The organism is Frankia sp. AvcI1, assembly GCF_001420875.1.
In the GTDB taxonomy this organism is placed as follows: domain Bacteria; phylum Actinomycetota; class Actinomycetes; order Frankiales; family Frankiaceae; genus Frankia; species Frankia alni.
In genome coordinates this window covers 1-21,368 of sequence record NZ_LJFZ01000030.1, presented here as the reverse complement: position 1 = coordinate 21,368, position 21,368 = coordinate 1, and the positions used below count along the sequence as shown (strand labels likewise).

The 21,368-nt window shown below is 74.9% G+C and carries 9 protein-coding genes and 13 pseudogenes; all 22 read right to left on the bottom strand.

The genetic code is table 11. The features are described 5' to 3' along the window. Positions 1 to 112: 112 nt before the first annotated feature. Positions 113 to 1,944: pseudogene (locus UK94_RS64655) on the bottom strand (hypothetical protein); the annotation flags it as partial. Between the two features lies 1 nt (position 1,945). Further along, positions 1,946 to 2,678 (bottom strand): annotated as a pseudogene (locus UK94_RS64650) (AMP-binding protein); the annotation flags it as partial. Between the two features lie 719 nt (positions 2,679 to 3,397). Further along, positions 3,398 to 4,240 (bottom strand): annotated as a pseudogene (locus UK94_RS24910) (YqcI/YcgG family protein); the annotation flags it as partial. A gap of 36 nt (positions 4,241 to 4,276) precedes the next feature. Then, positions 4,277 to 4,356, bottom strand: a pseudogene (locus UK94_RS64640) (hypothetical protein); the annotation flags it as partial. Between the two features lies 1 nt (position 4,357). Continuing rightward, positions 4,358 to 4,483 (bottom strand): annotated as a pseudogene (locus tag UK94_RS64635) (hypothetical protein); the annotation flags it as partial. A 450-nt stretch (positions 4,484 to 4,933) separates the two neighbouring features. Then, positions 4,934 to 6,655: an AMP-binding protein gene (locus UK94_RS24905; protein WP_095212979.1), complete on the bottom strand. Its 1,722-nt coding sequence runs from the start codon at positions 6,653 to 6,655 to the stop codon at positions 4,934 to 4,936. Beyond that, a pseudogene (locus UK94_RS64630) lies at positions 6,652 to 9,164 on the bottom strand (non-ribosomal peptide synthetase); the annotation flags it as partial. The gene UK94_RS24905 and the pseudogene UK94_RS64630, both read right to left, overlap by 4 nt. Position 9,165: 1 nt before the next feature. After that, a pseudogene (locus UK94_RS64625) lies at positions 9,166 to 11,429 on the bottom strand (chorismate-binding protein); the annotation flags it as partial. A 1-nt stretch (position 11,430) separates the two neighbouring features. Further along, positions 11,431 to 12,204 (bottom strand): chorismate-binding protein (locus UK94_RS64620; RefSeq protein WP_235489710.1); only part of this gene is annotated, 774 nt, incomplete at its 3' end. Next, positions 12,201 to 12,494: an MbtH family protein gene (locus UK94_RS24895; RefSeq protein WP_011605289.1), complete on the bottom strand. Its 294-nt coding sequence runs from the start codon at positions 12,492 to 12,494 to the stop codon at positions 12,201 to 12,203. The genes UK94_RS24895 and UK94_RS64620, both read right to left, overlap by 4 nt. Before the next feature lie 137 nt (positions 12,495 to 12,631). After that, positions 12,632 to 12,732 (bottom strand): annotated as a pseudogene (locus tag UK94_RS64615) (hypothetical protein); the annotation flags it as partial. A 1-nt stretch (position 12,733) separates the two neighbouring features. Then, a partial coding sequence (locus UK94_RS24890; protein ID WP_235489708.1) for an iron chelate uptake ABC transporter family permease subunit occupies positions 12,734 to 13,648 on the bottom strand: 915 nt, incomplete at its 3' end. Positions 13,649 to 13,788: 140 nt separating this feature from the next. Beyond that, positions 13,789 to 14,131: pseudogene (locus tag UK94_RS64610) on the bottom strand (iron chelate uptake ABC transporter family permease subunit); the annotation flags it as partial. Between the two features lies 1 nt (position 14,132). Continuing rightward, positions 14,133 to 14,312 (bottom strand): annotated as a pseudogene (locus tag UK94_RS64605) (Fe(3+)-siderophore ABC transporter permease); the annotation flags it as partial. A 1-nt stretch (position 14,313) separates the two neighbouring features. After that, positions 14,314 to 14,835 (bottom strand): iron chelate uptake ABC transporter family permease subunit (locus tag UK94_RS64600; protein ID WP_235489705.1); only part of this gene is annotated, 522 nt, incomplete at its 3' end. Further along, positions 14,829 to 16,143 (bottom strand): annotated as a pseudogene (locus tag UK94_RS24880) (ABC transporter ATP-binding protein); the annotation flags it as partial. The pseudogene UK94_RS24880 and the gene UK94_RS64600, both read right to left, overlap by 7 nt. 1 nt (position 16,144) lies before the next feature. Continuing rightward, positions 16,145 to 16,243, bottom strand: a pseudogene (locus UK94_RS64595) (hypothetical protein); the annotation flags it as partial. Between the two features lies 1 nt (position 16,244). Continuing rightward, positions 16,245 to 16,664: pseudogene (locus UK94_RS64590) on the bottom strand (ABC transporter ATP-binding protein); the annotation flags it as partial. Beyond that, positions 16,661 to 18,331: an ABC transporter ATP-binding protein gene (locus UK94_RS24875; RefSeq protein ID WP_055751758.1), complete on the bottom strand. Its 1,671-nt coding sequence runs from the start codon at positions 18,329 to 18,331 to the stop codon at positions 16,661 to 16,663. The gene UK94_RS24875 and the pseudogene UK94_RS64590, both read right to left, overlap by 4 nt. Next, positions 18,328 to 18,897 (bottom strand): TauD/TfdA family dioxygenase, encoded by a 570-nt coding sequence (locus UK94_RS64585; protein WP_235489702.1) that lies wholly within the window; start codon positions 18,895 to 18,897, stop codon positions 18,328 to 18,330. Before UK94_RS64585 ends, UK94_RS24875 begins: the two co-directional genes overlap by 4 nt. 1 nt (position 18,898) lies before the next feature. Next, a partial coding sequence (locus tag UK94_RS64580; protein ID WP_235489699.1) for a TauD/TfdA family dioxygenase occupies positions 18,899 to 19,293 on the bottom strand: 395 nt, incomplete at its 3' end. Between the two features lie 1,541 nt (positions 19,294 to 20,834). Then, the coding region (locus UK94_RS64575) for an AMP-binding protein (RefSeq protein WP_268761607.1) at positions 20,835 to 21,362 on the bottom strand (528 nt) is incomplete at its 3' end. Between the last annotated feature and the right edge of the window lie 6 nt (positions 21,363 to 21,368).

Here is a 21,368-nt window from a genome sequence, read left to right as displayed (position 1 = left end):
ACTTCAGGTACATGTCGTCCGGGATGATCGGCTGGTGGTAGGTGCACGATCCGGACAGCACGGTGGATCCGTGCAGCCGGGACCTGGGAATGAGAACCTTGTCGCCGTCACNCAACGCGATCTTGTGGGTGACGTTGTTCCAGAAGTGCATGTCGCCTGACTCGATCATGACCAGTCGGTGCTCGTCGTGGACGTGCGTCGTCGACGTCTCGTCGCACGACTCGACGAACGTGTCCAGGTCGACCTCGATCCCCTCGGTCGTGAGGTGGGCGTCGATGGCCCGCGCCTTCGCCTTGTACTCCTCGATCGAGTCCGCCCAGGCGATCTGCGCGGCGAGGTCGCGGTCCCACCGGCGGGCGAGTTCGGCGGCGTCGACGAAGCCGGCGTGGAAGGCGGCCAGGGCCGCGTCGCCCGACAGCGCGACCAGCGGGGTGAGCAGCCGGCCGACCAGGTCGTCCAGGGCGTCCGGGGTCACCGCCGGCGGTCGCGTGGTGAACAGGGCCGGCCGCTCGCCGAGGCCGTCCTCGACCGCGTCCGCCCAGGCGGTGGCGACGACCGCGTCGTCGATGCGCTGGTGCACGAACGCGCCGAGCAGTTCGGCGTGCCGGTGCGGCGCGCGGGACAGCAGGTGCAGATGGTTGCCGCGGGCCAGCGAGGTGTTCAGGTGGAGCTGCCAGTACGCCCCGACCGTCGGGGTGAGCCCGGCCGCGGCGAGCAGGGCCGTCCACGCCGACGAGTCCGCCACCCAGCGCCGGTAGTCGTCGAGCAGCAGTTCCCGGGCGGCCGCGTGGGCGGGCCCGTACTCGCCGAGCGACGCGCGGGCGGTCGCCGTGCGTGCCGCGGGCAGGAACGCCGAGAGCTGCAGCAGCGCGAACGTCGTCGCCTCGCGGCGCTCACGGGTGCCGCGCAGCACCGCGAACGCCTCTCCCGGACGGTCCCGGCGTTCCTCCCAGTAGCCGCGCAGCTCGCCCAGCACCCCGTCGACCGACGGGCCGGCCGGGCCGGCCGGGCGGGACGGGCGCTGGGACGCCAGGAACGAGAACAGGTGGCGTTCGAGGACCGGCTGGGCGAGCGCGCCGCGCAGCCGGTTGCCCGCGCCGTAGAAGTCCGCGCCGTCGCGATCGGCCGCCGCATTGCGGTTCGGCGGCAGGTACAGCAGGTCCGCGTCGTAGATGTTGCGCAGCATCCGGTGCCCGAGCAGGCCCGAGAGCTTCAGCGTGTCGTCCGGTCGCAGCGCGGTGCCGTAGTCCAGCCAGGCCAGGTCGGCGGGCCGGACCGGGCGGCGGTACGGGTCGTCCTCGGTCGTCAGCTCCTCCCATGCGGCCGGGCGGAAGGCGGGGTTCGAGGCGAACGAGCGCACCAGCGCGTGCGCGCCCGGGCCGTCCTGGGCGGCCTCGACCCGGCGGGCCAGCTCGTCGAACCCGGCCGGCTCGACGGGTTCCAACGGGCCGGTCTGCTCGGCCGGCGCCGTGATCCGCTCGGCCGGCGCCGGCGCCGTGATCTGGTCGGCCGGCGCCGGCGCCGTGAACTGGTCGGAAAGCATGGAGTTCCCTCCCGTACGGGGTTGGTCGTGGGCGGCGGGTGGGCCGGCTGCGGCGAGCGCGCGCCGGTCGATCTTGCCGGCCGCGGTCAGCGGCAGCTCGGCGACGTCGACGAAGGTGTCCGGGACCATGTGCGCAGGCAGCTGGCCGGCCAGCACGGCGCGCAGGTTCGCCGGCCCGCCCGCCCCCGCGCGCACGCAGTACGCCCGCAGCTCGTCGTCGACCGACTCGCCGTCGCCCGCACTGCCGTCGCCCGCACTGCCATCGCCCGCCGCGCCGTTGCCCGCCGCGCGGGGGACGACGACGACGGCGGCGTGGCGGATGCCGGGCTGACCGCACAGCACGTTCTCGATCTCCTCCAGCTCCACCCGGAAGCCGCGGATCTTCACCTGGTTGTCGGCCCNGCCGAGGAACTCGATCTCCCCGTCGGCGCGGAAGCGGCCCAGGTCCCCGGTGGCGTACATCCGGCTGCCGGGAACCGGGCTGAACGGGTCGGGCACGAACTGGTCCGCGGTGCGACGCGGATCGTTGAGGTAGCCCCGGGCCAGCGGCAACCCGCTGATGAACAGCTCGCCGGTGGCGCCGAGGGGCACTGGGTTGTAGTCGGCGTCCAGGACCCGGATCTGGGTGTTCGGGTTCGGCCGGCCGATCGACACGCGGGCGGTGGCCTGGTCCGGGTCGAACACCCGGCAGGAGACGCCGATCGTCGCCTCGGCCGGGCCGTAGCCGTGGTAGAGCCGGGCCCGCCACCGCTGCCGAAATCGCCGGTAGGCCTCGTCGCGCAGAACCTCGCCGCCGCACCAGACGTGCCGCAGCGACCGTCCCGCCTCCTCGGCGTCCGGACGTTCGAGCATCGCGCCGAGCATGGCCGGCCCGACATAGCAGAACGTCACCGCCTGCGCGTGCACGATCGCGAGCAACGCGCCCGGCTCCGTCTCGGCTCCGGGCGGCGCGATCACGATGCGCGCCCCGGCGACCAGCGGCAGGAAGATCTCGTTGATCGAGATGTCGATGCTCAGCGGCGCCTTGTGTAGGACCGTGTCGTCGCCGGTGAGGCCCAGCAGGTCGACCTGCCAGCGCAGCCGGTTGCAGATCGCCTGATGACGGATCATCACGCCCTTGGGCGTCCCGGTCGATNCGGAGGTGTAGATGACGTAGGCGAGGTTCTCCAGATCCACAGCGGAGTAGGGGCCCCCAGCCGAGTAGGGGCCCCCAGCCGAGTGCGGGTCCGCGCCGGAGCTCGGGTCCACGGCCGGTACCGCCCGGGCGGACGTGCCGGCGGTGGCGAGCCGGCCGGCGGGGTCCAGCCGCAGCAGCGGCACGAAGCCGGCGCCGGCCGACAGCTGCGGCGGGGCGCCGGCCGTCCCGGCCACCACCGCCGAGATCCGGGCCTCGTCGGCCACCGCGCTGATGCGCCGGGCCGGCCAGGAGGCGTCCAACGGGACGAACGCGCCGCCGGCACGCAGCACGCCGAGCAGGGCCACCACCTGAGCGGCCGAGCGTGGCAGGCACACGCCGACGGTCACCTCCGGGCCGACGCCGACTGCGCGCAACGACGCGGCGAGGGCCTCGGCCCGTCGTTCGAGGTCGGCGTAGGTGAGGGTGACGGCTCCGTCCGCCTCCCGGTCGACCAGGTCGACCAGGTCGACGATGGCGGTTGCGTCCGGTGTCCGGCGGGTCGCCTCGGCCACCAGGGCGGTGAGCGAGCGCCCGACAAGCGGGTCCACCCGCCCGGTGGAGAAGTCCTCCGCGTCCGCTTCCCGCCGGCCGAGGTCGATGCCGCCCTGGGCGGCGTCGCCGGGGGAACCCGGCGTGGGGCTGGAAGGCCGGCTCGTGACCATGGTTCTCCCCGCCGATCAGACGGAACTCGTGGCGACCGGCCCGCGGCCCGCCGCCGGATCCGGGCCGCCGACCACGCCGTACCGGCCGGAGCGCACCCGCGGCGCACCGCCGGACGAGCTGGCGCCGCCGGACGAGCCGGCGCCGGCGTGTCCCGACATCCGCCGGCGCAGGCTGCGTGGCCGCATGTCGGCCCAGGTCAGCTCGATGTTGTCCAGGCAGTGCTGCCGGCTGCCCGTGACGGAGGTGTCGAACCAGCCGAGCGCGTTGGGTCGCCCGTGCGGCCACACCGAGTACTGCTGCTCCTGGTTGACGACCACCTTGAACGGACCCGTCGCGCCCGGCTCGGTCGGCGCCGGCCGCGCCGACTCGGCCACCGATTCCCCGGCCACCGATTCCCCGGCCACAGATGCCCCGGCCACAGATGCCCCGGCCATCGCCCGGGGCGTTTCGACGGTCGCCTTCCCGGCGGCGGTGTCGGCCGACCGGCGGCCGGCTCCGGCGTGGAACGGGCAGCTGTCGGCGACCGAGGCGTCGTCGCGCAGGTAGTACTGCTTCCATTCCCGGTTGGCCGGGTCGCCGTAGGAGCCGAGCAGCGGCGTCGAATCCACCTCGTCCGTCCGGGCGAGGCGTTCGCGAATGACTTTCCGTGCGGCCGCGCCCCGCGGGCTGGTCGGTTCCAGCCCGGTGAAGACCCAGCGCGGCTGGAACGTGATGGTGAAGACCGGACCGCTGCGGCTGCGCAGCCGCCGGTGCGCCGGCGTGTTGCAGACGACGAAGATGGGGGTGCCGCGGAAGCTGAACTCCCAGCCGGGATCGTCGGTGTCGGTCGGGATGTCCGACGGCCAGGGCTCGCCGTCNCGGTCGTGCAGGTAGCTCAGGATCGACCAGAACCNCTGCTCGTAGGACAGGACGTCGTCGTTGTCCTGCCCCGCCGCCCCCTCGCCGGGTCCGAAGAACACGACCAGCGAGGTGTNCCGCGATATCGACTGGTAGACCGACAGGTAGGTGGCCAGGATGTCCGGCAGGACGGACCAGGTCCGCTCGTCGCGCAGATCCTCGACGAAACCGAACCGCAGCCCGCCCCTGTGGGCCGCGGCCACCGCGAAGACGCAGGGAANGGGCTCGCTGTCGGACTTCAGCGTCGCCATGATGTCCCGCGCGCATCCGGTGCCCCAGCCCGNCATCGGGCCGATGGCCAGATCCAGGATCTCCTCGCGCAACGCGTCGGTCGCGCTNGTCTGGCCGGTCTGGCCGGCCGTGCTGCGCCCGCTGGCTTTCGGCGTGTCTCGCACTGTTTGTTCTCTCTTTGCTCAGCCGCGGGCCGATCCCGACCCGCGGTCGTGGGGTGCACTCAGTTCGAGCCGGCCGACGCGACTGCCGGTGAGGGAGGTGGTGCGGCTTCGTGTGGCCGTCCCTGGGAGGCGGGCACGGCCACGGGATGGCGGCGCGCGGCACGGTTGCGCAGACCGGTGCAGACCCGGGCCCGTGCAGGTCCGCGCAGGCCTGCGCGGACCTGTCCAAGTCCGCGTCCGCGGCGGCGCCGGGCGGCGCTAGCCGAGACGGCGGCGCAGCTCCCGTTTGTCGATCTTTCCGACGGGGGTGAGCGGTAGCGTGTCGACGACCGTGAGCAGGTCGGGAAGCATGAACCGGGCCAGCCCGCGCCCGCGCAGGTACGCCTTGATCACCTTGAGGGTCAGCCCCGCCCCGGGTGTCAGGACGACGACCGCCCGGACGCTCTCGCCGACCTGCTCGTCCGCCGCCGCGACGACGGCCGCCTGAGCGATCGCGGGGTGGGCGAGCAGGTGCTCCTCGAGTTCGGTGGCGGAGACGTTCTCCCCGCCGCGGTTGATCACATCCTTGATCCGCCCCTCGACGACCAGGTTGCCGCTCGCGGTGAGCCGGACCAGGTCGCCGGTGCGGTAGAAGCCGTCGGGGCTGAACGCGGTCGCGTTGTGCTCGGCGGCCCGGTAGTAGCCGCGGACGGTGTAGGGTCCGCGGGTCCACAGCTCGCCGATCTCGCCGGGAGCGACGTCGGCACCGTCGCGGTCGACGATCCGGATCTCGTCGGCCGGCGCGAGCGGCCGGCCCTGGGTGGTGAAGGAGAGCTCGGCGTCCTCGTCCTGGCGGGTGTAGTTGAGCAGCCCCTCCGCCATGCCGAAGACCTGCTGGACGCGCGGGCCGAGGACCGCCGGGATGCGCCGGGCCAGCTCGGCGTCCAGCCGGGCTCCCCCGACCTGGAGCAGTCGCAGGCTGGAGGTGTCCGGTTTCTCCCACTCGGCGGCGTCGACGAGGATCCGGGCCAGCGCCGGCACGAGGGCGGTCACCGTCACCCGTTCCCGGGCGAGGAGCTCGAAGACGATCTCGGGACTGGGGGACGGCGCCAGGACCACCGTCGCGCCGACCCCGAGCGCTCCCAGGATGCCCGGGCACGCCAGCGGGAAGTTGTGCGCGGCGGGCAGCGCGGCCAGACAGACGTCCTCGGCGGTCAGCCCGCACAGCCGGGCACTGGCCGCCGCGTTGTACGCGTAGTCCCAGTGGGTGCGCGGTATGAGCTTGGGCTTGCCGGTCGTGCCGCCCGAGATGAGCAGCACCGCGACGCCGGCCGGATCAGGGGCCGGCAGGACGGGCGTCGACGGGACGGAGGTCGATGGGACGGGCGTCGGCGCCGCCGCGGCCCGGGCGTCCGCGCCGGCCGCCGCGACCGCGTCGATGCCGGTGAACCGACCGGCCTCGCCGGCCACCAGCACGTGGCGCACCGACGGGACCGCGGCGACGATCTCCTGGGCCAGCGTCCGGTGGTCGAAGCCCTCGTGCGTGTCCGGGATGGCGTAGGCGACGGCGCCGGCCAGCCGGGCCAGGTGCTCGATCTCGACCCGGCGGTGCGCGGGCAGCGCGAGCACCGGAATCGCGCCCAGCCGGAGGAGCGCGAACAGCAGCGTGACGAACTCGACGCGGTTGGGCAGCTGGACCAGGACGCGTTCGCCCGGGGCGAGACCGAGCCGGTCGAGGCCGACGGCCAGGTCGTCGACGGCCCGGTCGAGATCGGCGTAGGAGAGGCGGACCGGCCGGGACGGCGGACCTGCCACGACGGCGGTGGCGGAGCCGGACCGCTCGGCCCAGGCCCGCAGCCGGTCGCCGAGCGGCCCGCCCTCCCAGTAGCCCTCGGCCACGTAGCGACGGGCGACATCGTCCGGCCAACGGACCCAGCCGTCCACCCTGCCCGCCTCGGCGGGCGCGGCCGGCGCGGCCGTGACCAGCGGGGCGCCGCTCACCGTTCGCTCCCGGCCGTGCGGGCAGCGTCGGTCAGGCCGGCGTCGTCGGACAGGCCGGCCCTGTCGAGGATGGCGGCGGGGTCGGGGATCGCGGCGGGGTCGGGCGTGTCGGCGGGGCCGGGCGGCCCGGCCGGGTCGAGCAGCCGCGCCTCGATCTCGTCGTCGGAAAGGCAGGCGATCTCCCAGATGATCGCCGCGACACGATCGAGCCGGCCGGGGGTGGACTCGGCCGCGCGCATGGCCTGCGCAAGCGCGGCGACCGTCGGCGCGCCGAAGAGCATGCGGACCGTCACCTCTCCGGTGTCGAGCTCGTCGCGCAGCCGGGCCACCATCGCGGTGGCGAGCACGGAGTCGCCGCCGAGGGCGAAGAACTCGTCGGTGACTCCGAACGCTCCGGAGACCCCGAACTCCCCGGCGGCACCGACCGTGTCGGCGGCTCGGACTGTGTCGGCGGCTCGGACTGTGTCGGCGGCTCGGACTGTGTCGGCGGCTCGGACTGTGTCGGCGGCTCGGACTGTGTCGGCGGCTCGGACTGTGTCGGCGGCTCGGACTGTGTCCGTCACCCCGACCGTGTCGCGAGGCAGGATCTCCCGCCAGACTGAGAGGATCACCCGTTCCAGGTCGGAGGTCGGCGCGGTGGCGGCCGGCCGGGTCCCGTCCAGATCGCGCTCGAGCAGGGCGCCGACCGCCTTGCGGTCGATCTTCCCATTGGCGCTCAGCGGGAGTTCGGCCACCGCGACGACCCGGTCGGGCACCATGTGCGGGGGCAGGACGGCCCGCAGGCCGGCGCGGACCGTCGCCAGGTCCGTCTGGTCGGCCGGATCCGTCTGGTCGGCCGGGCGCGGTGGCCCCTCCGCCGCGGTCAGGACGACGACGGCCCCGAGCGCGCTCGGATGTCCGTCCGCGCCACCGGTCAGCGCGGCCACCCCGGCGCGGACGCCGGGCACCGACGCGAGCGCCGCCTCGATCTCGCCCAGCTCCACCCGGAAGCCTCTGATCTTGACCTGATGGTCGCGGCGCCCCAGGAACTCGACGGTGCCGTCCAGAAGGTAGCGGGCGAGGTCGCCGGTGCGGTACCACCGCTCGCCCGCGTGGCGGACGAACCGGTCGGCCGTGCGCTCCGGGTCGCCCCGGTAGCCGCGGGCGACGCCGGCCCCGCCGATCCACAACTCGCCGACGACGTGGTCGGGGCAGTCGCGGCCCAGACCATCGACCACGCGCAGCCGCACGCCCCGCAGTGGGGTGCCGTAGGGCACCGAGCGCCACGCGGGCGGCACCGGCCCGCCCCCGACGACCTCGCAGACGGTGGAGTGGATGGCCGTCTCGGTCGTGCCGCCGAGCCCGAGGAACCGGCAGCCGGCGACGGCGGCCTCAAGCCGGCCGGGCAGGTCGACCCCGACCCGGTCCCCGCCGAGGAGCACCGCGCGCAGGCTGGCCCCCAGCGGCACCCCGGTGGCCAGGACCAGGTCCAGCACCGCCGGCACGCAGTTGAGGATCGTGACCCGGTGGGCCGCGATGAGCTCGGCCCAGCGGGTGGCCTCGCGCCGGGACTCCTCGTCCACGACGACCACCGCGCCGCCGGACGACAGCGGGGCGAAGACGTCGAAGACCGACAGGTCGAAGTCGAGAGCCGACACGCCCAGCGTGCGGTCGCCCGGGCCGAGGCCGAGCCGGTCGGCCAGGTCGTCAATGGTGTTCATCGCGGCCCGGTGGCTGACCTCGACGCCCTTGGGCTGCCCGGTCGAGCCCGAGGTGAACAGCACGTAGGCCGGTTCGTCCAGGCGGGCGGGATCGTCGGCCGCGCTCAGCGTGAGCGCCCCGGACGCAGTGGCCGCGCCGGCGGCGAGCGCGTCGTCGAGGCTGAGCGGCCGGACGCCGACCGGCCAGTCCGGCCCGGACGGTGCCGCCGACCCATCGGCGGACGAGGCGCGATCGGCAGACGAGGCCCGATCGGCAGACGAGGCGGTGGACGGCACGGTGATGACCGTGCGCAGGCCGGCGGTGTCGACGATCCGCGCGACCCGGGCCGCCGGCTGCTCCACCCCGATCGGCACGTAGGTCGCCCCGGCCGCCAGCACGCCGAGGATGGCGACGACCTGCTCCGGCCCCTTCGGCAGGCTGACGCCGACCAGGTCGCCCGGCCGCACGCTCCGGGCGACGAGCGCGCCGGCCACCGCCGTCGCCTGCCCGGCGAGCTCGCCGTAGGACAGCGACCGGCGCACCGGCGACTGTGCGCCGCCGGCCGGTGCGTCCCACACCAGGGCGGGTGCGTTCGGGTCGTCGCGGGCCGCCGCGAAGAACCCCTCGTGGAGCAGGCGGGTGGACAGCGGCCCGGCGATCGTGTTGACCCGGGCGCGCACCGCCCTCGTCGAGGCGTCGAGCAGGCCGTCGACGAGCTGGTCCCAGGCGACGGCGGCCGCGCCGGTCACCGCGCTCCCGTCGGTCGGGCCGAGGTCGGCCAGGCCGCGCACGAGCCGTTCGAACACGCTGAACATCGCGTCGACGACGCNGGGCGCGAAGGTGTCCTCGCGGACGTCCCAGTTGACCAGCATGCCCCCGTCGAGCTCGGTGACCTGGGCGTCGAGCAGGACCTGCGGGCCCTGCGAGATGATCCACTCCGGCTCGCCGAACTCCCGGCGCACCGAGGCGTCGAACAGCTCGCCGAGGCCGAGCGCGCTGGTGAACACGACCGGCGCGAGCACCGGTTCGCCGCGCAGGCGGCCCAGGTCACGCAGCACCTCGACGCCGGAGTAGTCGGCGTGGGCGGCGTCGGCGTGCAGCCGCGCCTGGAGGCGGCGGGCCCGCTCGACGAACGGGATGCTGTCGGTCAGGTCGACCTCCAGCAGCACCGAGCTGGTGAAGTCGCCGACGATCCGGTTGACGTCGGGGTGGATCGGCTCGCGGTCGAACAGGGGGACGTTGAGGAGGAATCGCGGCTGCGCGCTCCAGCCGCCGAGCACCTCGGCGAACGCGGTCGCGACGGCCATGGCCGGGGTGAGTCCGTGGCGGTGGGCCGCCCGGCCGAGGGCCGCACGGGCCGACGGCGGCAGCCGGAAGTGCCGCCGGGACACCCGGGGCGCTCCGCTCGGCGCGCCGGCGGCGCCCGGCTGCGGTGCCAGCGGGAGCTGCGGTGCCAGCGGGAGATGCGGTGCCAGCGGGAGCTGCGGTGCCCCCGGCAGGCCGGGCAGGCGGTCGAGCCAGGCCCGCCGGGCCTGCTCGGCCGCCGCGCGTGCGTCGACGTCGCGCTCCGCCCGGTAACGGCGGTAGGTGAAGGCCGGTGCCGGAGCCGGAGCGACCTCGTCCGGGCGCCCGTACTCCTCGGCCAGGTCGGCCAGCAGGACGCGGTAGCTGACCGCGTCGGCGGCGACCATGTCGACGTCGAGGTGGAACCGGGTGGTGCCGTCGGGCCGCAGGCTCAGCGCGGTCGAGAAGACCTCGCCCCGTTCGATGTCGAGCATCTGGTGGGACAGCCGGTCGCGCACCGCGGCCAGGCGCGCGGTGACCTCGTCGGCGTCCAGCTCGCGCAGGTCGTGCACGGTCAGGCCGCGCCAGCCCGAGCGCGCCTCGACGATCTGAGCGCCGTTGTCGGTGATCCGGGTCCGCAGCGCCTCGTGCCGCTCGACGAGACGCTCGATCGCGGCGGTCAGCCGGGCCGGCTCAAGACCGCTGCCGTCGAACTCCGTGTAAAGGTGGGCGGCGACGCCGCCGTAGGTCTGCCCGTCGCCGCGCCCGATCCAGTAGGCGTGCTGCATGTGCGCCAGCGGGAACTCGGCGCCGTCCATCTCGCCCTCGCCGGCCTCGACCCCGGCCACCTCGACCCCGTTCGCCTCCGCTCCGGCGTGGGGCGTCGCGACGGTCGTCGGGCCGGCCGGGGCCGGCTCGCCGGCAGGTCCTTCGGCCCCTGGCTGGCGCGCGGCTGCGGGCTGCCGGCTGGCCAGCAGCGTGAACCAGCCGTCCACAGTCGGGTTCTCGGCCAGCTCCGCGAAGTTGACCTCGATGCCGGCCCGCCGCCACTGCCCGACCGCGCGGATGAGCGCGATCGACTCCAGGCCGCGCTCGAAGAGGTTGTCGTCGTCGGCGAGATCGGCCGGGTCCTCCTCGACGAGCTCGGCGGCGATGCACCGGAGCCTCTCGAGATCGTCGACCGCGGTCGCCGACGCCGACGCCGGGACCGGGACCGGGTCCGCCTGGACGGGTTGGGCTGACGGGACCGGCTGGGCCGGCACGATGAAGCGGCTGACGCTGCGCAGCTTCTCCTTCGTCTCCGTCAGCTCCCGCTCCGGGCGCGACGCCCCGACGACCCCGGCCCCGGCGCGCAGCCAGGTCCGGCCGCCGCGCTGGAACACCGTCCGCAGGACGAGGGCGGCGTCGAGGGCGCCGTCCGAGGTCGCGCTGATCACGGCACCGCTGTAGAGGCCGCGCGGCGACGGCTCGTAGCGCCGGATCGCCGCGCAGGCGGCGTCCTTGGGCACCCCGCTGGCGGTGACGGACGGGAAGACGGCCCCCAGGGCGTCCCACCCGTCGAAGCCGGCGGCGAGCCGGCCGCTGACCCGCGAGGCCAGGTGCTGCACGCTGCCCCGCTCGAGGACGGTCAGGAACTCGTCGACGACCAGCGTGCCCGGCGCGCACAGCGGCCGGAGCTCGTCCTGAGCCACCTGCACCGACACCGCGTGCTCGTAGATCTCCTTCGGGTCGCGCAGCAGCGCCTCCCGCCGGGCCCGGTCGCCGCCCGGGCCGTCCGGCCCGACACCGCCGTCGAACGCCGTCGTGCCGGNCAGCGGCTGGGTGGAAACCCGGCCGTCGGCGCCGACCTCGACCACGGTCTCCGGGCTGAACCCGATCGCGCGCACGCCGTCCAGATCGAGCAGGAAGGACCGGGCCGGGGTGTTGCCGCGCCGCCCCCGCTCGTAGGTCGCGACCAAGTCGATCTCGCCCTCGACGGGGACGACCCGGGAGAGGATCACCTTGCGGAACCGGCCGGCCTGGATGTCCTCGACGGCACCCGCCACGATCCGCCGGTAGTCCTCGGCGCCGTGGTCGAGATCGGCCAGCGGCTGCGCCGGCCCCGGCTGCGCGTCGGCCGGACCGCCGATGGTCTCGGCCAGCGTGTCGAGGTCGGCCGCCTCGGCCGCGCGCAGCAGCGCGCCGTCCGCCGCCAGCCGCGCCTCGCGGGCCGGGATGACCAGGTGGACGAGCGGGTCGGGGCCGACCGGCCCGGGCAGCCCGAGCGCCCGGGGTCCGAGTTCGAAGCCGGCCCAGCCGGCCGCCCGCCAGTCGGCGACCGGCAGGTTCGCCAGGACGCGGGCCAGGACGCGCAGCGGCGCGCCGTCGACCGCCTCGACTCGCCAGTCCTCCCCGCCCGCGCGGTACCGGATCTCGTCCCAGGACAGGACGATCTCGGCCAGGACGCCCGAACCGCACAGCCAGGCGCCGTCGTGCTCGTAGACGCTCACCGGTGCCGCGGCGTGGCGGGCGAACCGCGCCGCCGCCGCCAGCGGATCGCCGGCGAGCGGCACCGTCCGTTCGTGGTAGACCACCGACGCCGTCATCGCGCAGCGCCGGAGTCGACATCGCCGCGATTACCCTGCGCGTCCAGATCGCCCGCCGCCCCGCAGGCGGCCGCGCGGTCGGCCTCCATCCGGGTGATCAGGCTCGCCGGGCGTAGATCCGTCCAGTGGGCCTCGACGTACTCGAGGCAGGACGACCGGCTCGCGGCGCCGTGCACGCTCGTCCACCCGGCCGGTACGGGCGCGAATGTCGGCCACAGCGAGTGCTGACCCTCGGTGTTGGTCAGGACGAAGAAGCTGCCCTTGTCGTCATCGAACGGGTTGGTCGACATGAGGTGCCGTCTCCTTGGATCTCAGCCCGCGACATCCGTCGCCGTTTCCCTTAAGTAAGGTTTACCTAAAATTGACACCTTCGTCTACCCCCCGCCCGCCGCCGACAATCTCCCGTTCTCGGCGCGCGCCGGCCGGCTCAGCCTCGGCGTAGCTCTCCGCTGAGCAGCCAGATCAGGTAGAGACCGCCGATCGCGCCGGTGCTGAGCCCGACGGGCAGCTGGATCGCGTGCGGCAGCCNCTGCCCGGCGAAGTCCGCGGCCACCATGATCAGCGATCCCGTCAGCGCGGCGGGCACCAGGGACGTCGTCCCGGCCCGCACCAACCGGCGGGCTGTCTGCGGCGCGGCCAGCGCCACGAAGGCGATCGGACCCGCCGCCGCCGTGGCCACCGCGGTCAGGGCCACCCCGCAGACCACCAGCGACAGGCGCACCCGCTCGACCGGGATCCCCAGCGCGAGCGCGAGATCGTCCCCCAGCTCCACGATCTCGATGCGGCGGGCGAGGAGCAGGGTGATCGGCAGCAGGACGGCGAGTGCCGCCCACAGCGGGCCCGCGTACTCCCAGCTCCGGCCGTTGAGGCTGCCGACCAGCCAGCGCTGGGCCTCCTGCGCGGCGTCGAGCGAGGAGCGGCTGAGCAGGTAGGAGTTCACCGCCTCGGCGACCGCGGACACCCCGATCCCGACGAGGATCAGCCTCGTCCCCTGCATGCCGCGGCGGTAGGCCAGGGCGTACACGAGCAGGGCCGTGACGAGCCCGCCGAGGATCGCGCCGGCCGGGGTGCCGATCGGACTGTCGGGGAAGACCAGGATGACCAGAAGCGCACCCGTCGCCGACCCCGTGGTGAAACCGATGATGTCGGGGCTGCCGAGCGGGTTGCGGGACAGGCTCTGGAACAGCGCTCCGGCCACGCCGAGCGCGGCACCCACCCCGATGCCGATCACCAGCCGGGGCAACCGGAACCGCGTCACGATGATCTCCGCGCCCGGTGGGCCCGCGCCGAACAGGGTGCGCAGCACCTCGCCCACCGTCGCCGGGTACTCGCCGGTCATCAACGTCCAGACACCGAAGATCAGTACCAGCGCCGCCAGCACGACGCCGACCACGACGGCGCGCGGCCGGACCCGGATCGACACGCGGCCCGACAGCAACCGCACGGCCCGCCACGGAACCGGTTGAACCGGCTGAACCGGCTGAACCGGCTGAACCGGCGGCACCGGCGGCACCGGCGGCACCGGCGATCCAGTGTCGGCGGCGACCGCCCGGGTGCCTCCCACAGCGCCCCTGGCAGCGCCCCTCACAGCGCCACGGTCCGGCGGCGGCACAGGGCGATCAGGACGGGGGCTCCGATGAGGGCCGTGACGATCCCCGCCTCCAGCTCGCTCGGGGCCACGACGACCCGGCCGATCACGTCGGCCAACAGCACCAGGCCGGGCGCCAGCACCGCGGAGTAGGCCAGCACCCAGCGGTTGTCCGGCCCGGTGACCAGGCGGGCGGCATGCGGCACGGCCAGCCCCACGAACCCGATCGGCCCCGCGATCGCGGTGGCCGCCCCGGACGTCAACGTCACCGCGAGCGCGGCGACGGCCCGGACCGTCCCGACCCGAACACCCAGCGCCCGCCCGGTCTCCTCCCCCAGCNCCAGCGCGTTGAGGCTCGAGCCGAGACCCAGGGCAAGCAGCGCGCCGACCACGGCGAAGGGGCCGACCTCCCAGACGATGGTCATCGGCCGACCCGCGAGCGACCCGACGGCCCAGAACCGGTAGCGGTCGAACGCCTGCCCGTCGATCAGGAGGACGGCCCCGATGAATGCGGTCAGTGNGGCGCTGACCGCGGCGCCGGCCAGCACCATGCGCTCGGGCGACGCGGCCCGGCCGAGCGAACCGAGCGTGTGGACCACGACGGCGCTCGCCGCGGTGCCCGCCAGCGCGAACCAGACGTAGCCGGCCGGGGTGGACACTCCCAGGATCGCGATGGCGACGACGACCGCCGCCGAGGCGCCGGTCTCGAGCCCCAGCAGGCCGGGATCGCCCAGCGGGTTGCGGGTCAGCCCCTGGATGACCGCCCCGGCCAGGCCCAGCGCGAGGCCGACCAGCACGCCGAGCACCGTGCGCGGCAGCCGCAGCTCGCGCACGATGAACGCGTCGTCGCTGCCGTCGTCGTGGCCGAGCGCGTGCCAGACGGTACCCAGGTCGATCTGCTTGGCGCCCACGGCGAGGCTGAGCGCGACGGCGCAGGCGAGGACGCCCAGCGCGACGACGAACCCGAGGCCGCGCACGAGCGGACGGTGCCGGTCGGCCCCGCCGCCGGCCGTGGCGCTGCGCACCTCGGTCGAGGTCAGCATCGGTGTGCCGACCAGGTGCGCCAGAGCTGGGCGTACCGGCCGGACGCGGCCAGCAGGTCCTCGTGCGAGCCCCGCTCGACGACGTGGCCGTCGTCGAGGACGAGGATCAGGTCGGCGTCGGCGGCCTGGCTGAGCCGGTGCGCCACGACGACCGAGGTGCGTCCCGCCAGCACCCGCTGGGCGGCGGCCTCCAACTGCCGGGCGCCGCTGCTGCCCGCCTCCGCCGTGGCCTCGTCCAGGATCGCCACCGCCGGGTCCGCCAGCTGCAGGCGGGCCAGGGCCAGGTGCTGCGCCCGCGCCGGGTCGAGGGCCAAGCCGCCGTCACCGACGACGGTGTCGAGCCCGTCCGGCAGGGCGCCCACCCAGTCGGCCGCGCCGGCGGCGGCCAGCGCGTTCCACAGCTCCGTCTCGCTCGCCCGGGGCGCCGCGAGCCGGAGGTCCTCCGCGAGGGTGCCGGCGAAGACGTGGACCTCCTGGGTGACCAGGGCGACGGTCGCTCGCAGGGTGACCGGATCCGTCCCGGTGCCGCCGCTGCCGCCGACCCGGATCGTCCCCGCGCTCGGCGCGTGCACCCCGGCCAGCAGCTTGGCCAGCGTGGTCTTCCCGCCGCCGCTGCCGCCGACCAGCGCCACCGACCCGCCCGCCGGGACGTCGAAGCTCACGCCGTGCAGCACCTCCTGACCGGGCAGGTAGGTGTAGCGCAGGTCCCGCACCGCCAACGAGCCGTCGGCGGGCGCCGCGTCCAGGTCCGCCGGCGAGTCCGCCCCCGCGGAGGTGACCGGGTCCGGCGGGCGCGGTGGCGCGGGCAGGTCGGTCACCCCGACGATCCGGGCCAGGCTCGCGGTGGCGGACTGCAGGGTGTCGAGGAGGAACAGCGCCGAGTTCACCGGCCCGAACAGGTTCGCGAAGTACAGCGCCGCGGCGCTGGCCGCGCCGATGGTCACCGCGCCGTCGTCGACGAGCAGGAACCCGGTCACCAGGACGGCGCTGAGCCCCACCGCCTCGGCGATGTTGAGCCGGCCGAAGAAGCGGGTGTGCAAGCGGGTGAGCGCGACGGTCGCGGAGATGCTGCGGTCGATCCGGCGTTCCACCTGGTCGACGTGCGCGCCGGCCAGGCCGAACGCGCGGACGGTGGCCGCCCCGCCGACGGTCTCCAGCAACTGTTGCTGCTCCCCGCCCGCGGCCCGGCGGCGCGCACCGTAGATCGGGCCCGACCGCTGCACGTACCACCGTGCGGTCAGGGCCTGGATGGGCAGTGCGACCAGCGCGGCGACGGCGAAACGCCAGTCGAGGGCGGTGAGGCCGGCCNGGGTGAGGGCGATGATCAGCGCCGACTGGACGAACTCCGGGACGGCGCCGCGGACGGCCTCGCTGACCATCGCGATGTCCTCGGTGACGCGCGAGGTCANGTCACCCGAGCCGCCCCGCTCGATGCGCTCCAGCGGCAGGTCGAGCGCACGGTCGACGAACGTCTCCCGGGTCGTCGCGAGGACCTCCTCGCCGAGGCGGGCGACGGCCGCCATCCCGGCGTAGGCCAACGCCCCCTGCCCGATCGCCGCCCCGGCCAGCAGCAGCACCGGCCTGGTCAGACCGGACGCGTCGCCGTCGGCGGCGAGGTCCACGATCCGCCCGAGCAGCGGAGCCGCCGCCAGGCTGCACGCCGCCGCGGCGAGCAGGCAGACCGCGGCGAACGCCGCCCGGGCCCGGTGCGCGGCCAGCAGCACGCGCACCGCGGCCCGGGTGGTGCGCGCGTCGGCGACCGGCAGAAGCCCAGCGTCCGGCAGGGGCTCGCCGGCCGGCACGCGCCCGGCGTCCGCGGGTGTGCTCATGCCAGCACCAGCTCGCGGTAGGAGGTGTTGGCGTGCACCAGGGTGTCGTGGCGGCCGTCGGCGCCGACCCGGCCGCCCTCGACGAACACCACCCGGTCGGCCACGGCCAGCAGCCCCGGGCTGCTGGTGACGATCAGGGTGGTGCGCCCGGCCCGCAGCGCGCGCAGGCCGGCGCCGATCTCCGTCTCGGTGACCGTGTCCACCGCCGTCGTCGGATCGTGCAGGACGAGCACCGGCGGGTCGGCGTGCAGCGCCCGCGCGAGCGCGACGCGCTGACGCTGGCCACCCGACAGCGACCGGCCCCGCTCGGCGACGGGGGTGTCCAGCCCGGCCGGGAAGACGGCGGTCATCTGGTCGACCCGGGCAGCCCGCACCGCGCGGGCCGGGTCGCCGGGACGACCCGCGACGATGTTCTCCCGCATCGTTGCCTCGAACAGGCTCGCGTCGTGCGGGGACACCAGGACGGCCTGGCGCAGCGCGCTGGGCGCCAGCGCGGTGAACGGCGTCCCGTCGAGCAGGATCCGCCCGTCGGACGGGTCCGCCTCGCGGGCGAGATAGCGCACGAGGGCGCCGGCGGTGGCCGGGTCGGCGCAGACCACGCAGACCAGCTCGCCGGCCTCGACGGTGAGGGTGACGCCGTCGAGGCCGCCGCCGCGCACCTCCGCCAGGGTGATCTCGCCGGTGATCGACGGGCCGAGCCCGGCCTGCCCGAGCGGGGTCGCCGGCGCCGCCTCCAGAACACCGCCGATTCGCGTGGCGGACGCCCGGCCGGCGGCGAGCACCGCGATGATCTCCCCGAACGTGTTCAGCGGCGTCAGCAGGAACTGGGCGAGCCCCACCGCGGACACCAGCTGACCGACGGAGATCTCGCCCGACGCCGCCAGCCGGCCGCCGACCAGCGCGACCAGCGCGAGGAACAGCCCCGTCACCGTGGACAGCGCGCCGGCGTGCCCGGCCTCGGCGCGGGTGGTCGGCAGCGTCGCCGCCAGCGAGTCGCGGCTGACGGCCCGGTAGCGGGCCCGCCCGGCCTCCTCGGCGCGGATGCCCTTGAGGACTCGCACGCCGCGGACCAGGTCGACGGCGACGCCCGCCGCCCGCGCGGCGCTGTCCTGCTGCACCTCCGCCCGGCGTTCCAGCGGGATGCTCAGCCACCGCGCCACCAGCAGCAGCACGGGCGTGCCGAGCAGGACGAGCAGGCCGAGCGGCACCGAGACGACCAGCAGCGCGATGCTGGCGACCCCGATGCCGACCACCGCGGCGACGCCGTGCGGCAGCAGGAAGTTCACCCTCGTCGTGCGCCGGACGTCCGCGGTGGCGATGCTCACCAGGGCGCCCGCCGGCAGGTCCGTCCGGGTGGTGCCGCGGTCGTCGAGGGCCCGCGCGGTGACGGCCAGGCGCAGGTCCCGATCGGCCCGGACGCCGCCGAGCAGCGCGACGCGCATCCCGAACCGCCAGCACAGCGACAGCACGGCGAAGTCCACGACCAGCACGGCCAGCCAGAGCAGCAGCCGGGCCCGGTCCCCGGTGGCCGTGGCCTGGTCGACGGCCACGCCGATGAGGACGGGGACGAGCGCCTCGCCGCTCTGGTAGCCGATGAGCAGCGTCGCGGCGGCCACGATCCGCCGCCGGTGCGCGAGCATCGACCGGCGCAGCACGGCGGGGGTCATCGGGCCCCCGCGGACGGCTCGGCCATCGCCACCGCGATCCGGCGTGGGCCGGTGTAGGGCTCCCGGCCGTGGGCGACGGACATGTTGTCGACGACGAGCAGGTCGTCGCGCGCGTAGTCGAAGCGCACGGACGCGGCCCGGTAGCACTGCCGCAGGTGCGCGACGACGTCGTCCGGGATCACCCCGCCGTCGCCGTAGCGGGAGTTGTTCGGGAAGCCGTCCGGTCCGTAGGCGTCGAGCAGCACCTCGCGGACGTCCGCGGGCAGGCTGCTCTCGTGAAAGATCACGACGTGGTTGAACCACACCGGCAGGCCCGTGACCGGATGGCGGTGCACGGCGTCGCGCACGGCGGTGGTCCGCAGCCCGTCGGCGCCGAGCCACGTCGGCGTCAGCCCGCCGCGGGCGCACAGCCGCTCGACCTGCGCGCGGCTGTCGGTGTCGAAGGCGGTCCGCCACCTCAGGCCGACGTCCTCGCCGTAGGTGCGCACGGCCATCCAGCGGCGGCGCTCGAACTCCGCGCGGACGTCCGGGTCGATCATCTCGTGCACCGCGTGGACGTGGGCCAGNGGCGTCGCGCCCTGGGTCAGCGCCGGCTCGACGCAGTGGAAGAACAGGGTCAGCGGCCAGGTCGCCTGGTAGGACATCTCGTTGTGCAGCGGGATCTCCGCGGCCGGCGGGTAGTCCGTCGAGGTGTAGACGTTGCCCTTGATCACGCTGCGGGGTGAGGACTGCTCGGTGTACGGCAGCGGCGTGCCGGACAGCGCCCGCACCGCCTCCTCCAGCCCCTCGGCCCCGCCGACGTCGAACCCGCGCAGCAGGACCGCCCCGCGGGCGGCGAGGTGGTCGCGCAGCCGGTCCCGGTCGCGGCGCAGCAGGTCGACGACGGGCCCGTCGCCCTCGACGACCAGGGGAAGCCCGGTGGCGCCGGGATCGCCCGCCGGCCACCCGATCGCGTCCGTCATGGCGGGTTCGGCCCTTCTCGCTCGGCTGTGCGGATCGGTCGTTGCGGTGGAGGGGAGGTTCGTCACGGGCGCAACGCCTGCGCGACGAGGGGGCCGACGGCCGGCAACGCCGCCGGGGACAGCAGGTCCTCGTGGGCGAGGTCCACGGCATGGACGCGCAGCCCGCCGGCGACGTAAGGCGCCCAGTCCGTCGGGTCGGCCGGTGTCTCACCGGGCTCGGGCAGGGCCCGGACGAACTCCACCCGCCCGCCGTACCGCCGGGGCTTCACACCGGTGTCGACCGACGCGACGGCCAGCAGGCTGCGGGCCGCCGCGCCGATGCGCCGCTCACCGGCGCCGGCCAGCAGGCTGCCGGTCCGCTCGGCGAGGGCGTGGGCGACGGCGGGGGTGACCTCGTCCGGGTGCAGGTCGTCGACCGGATGCCCGGAGCGTTGCAGCAGGGTGTGCAGAAAGCGGGAGACCGTGTTCACCGGCTCGGCGGACGCGGCGCCGCCTGATGCGGCACCCTGGCCGCCTCCCCCGCCTCCCCCGGCGTCCCCGGCGCCACCGGCGTCCCCGGCGCCACCGTCCAGCTCGGGATAGCCGTCCAACATGACGATCGACGGAACCTCGCGGCCCCGCGCCTCAAGCTCGCACGCGACCGCGTGGGCCAGCACGGCGCCCAGGGACCAGCCGAGCAGGTGGATCGGTCCGCTGGGTTCGGCCGCAGCCGCGACGTCGGCGTAGCGCTCGGCGATCGCGCGGACCGTGGGCGGCACGTCCGGGTCGATCTCGGTCGCCTGCAGGCCGTAGATCGCCCGCTGTGGGCCGAGATAGCGCAGCAGCCCGGCATAGGTCCAGCTCAGGCCCAGGCCTGGATGCACGCAGAACAGCGGGGCCGCCGTCGTGCCCCGGTCCCGCGACGGCGGGCGTTGCAGCGGCAGGAGGGTGTCCAGGGCGGTGTCCGCCACCAGGTCCGCGGTCCCGTCCAGGCGACCGGCGATGCCGGCGGGCGTGGGCGCGCGCAGGATAGCGCTCAGCGGCAGGTCGGCGCTCAGGTCCCGGCGGATGCGCACGACGAGGCGGGCGGCGAGCAGGGAGTGCCCGCCGAGGGCGAAGAACGAGTCGTCCGGGCCGACCTCCGGCAGACCGAGCAGATCGGCGAAGATCTCGCACAGCGCCCGCTCCGTGTCGTTCGCCGGGGCTCGGCCGGTGGTGGCCCCGCCGGTGAACGTCGGCGCGGGCAACGCCCGGCGGTCCAGCTTGCCGTTCGGCGAAACCGGAAACGCCGGCAACACGACCACGGCCGCAGGCACCAGATAGTCCGGCAACACCACCGCCGCAGCGGCACGAAGCCCATCAGGGTCGACCGTGCTGGCGTGATCGGCGGTGACGTAGCCGACCAGACGGGTGACACCACTGTCGGTACGAGCAACCACCACCGCCTGGCCCACCCCAGGCAGCCCACCCAACACCGCCTCGACCTCACCGGGTTCCACCCGATAGCCACGGATCTTCACCTGCTCGTCCGCTCGGCCCAGGAACTCCAACGTGCCCTCGGNCTGCCACCGCACCAGATCCCCCGTCCGGTACAGCCGCACCCCATCCCCGAACGGATCCGCCACGAACCGCGACGCCGTCTCCCCCGACCGACCCGCATAACCACGCGCCACACCCGCACCACCCACATACAACTCTCCCGGCACCCCGACCGGCACCGGCAACAACCCGCCGTCCAACACAAACGTCCGCAGCCCCGCGACCGCCCGGCCAATATGCGGCCCTGAACCGCTTTCCACGGATGTCCACGTCGCATCCACCGTGCACTCCGTCGGACCATAAAAATTCAACCCCAGCACACCCGCCGAACCCAGCGCATCCCACAACCGGGTACCCACCGCCTCCGCCCCCGTCGCCACCACCGAAGGCACCCACTCACCGGACAGCAGACCGTCATCGACCAGCAGTTCCAACAACGACGGAGGCACATCCACGAAATCGATCCGCTCGTCGCGGACCAACCGCACGATCCCCGCCGCATCCCCCATCAGACCATCCGGCAGAACATGCATCGCATGCCCCGCCAACATCCACAC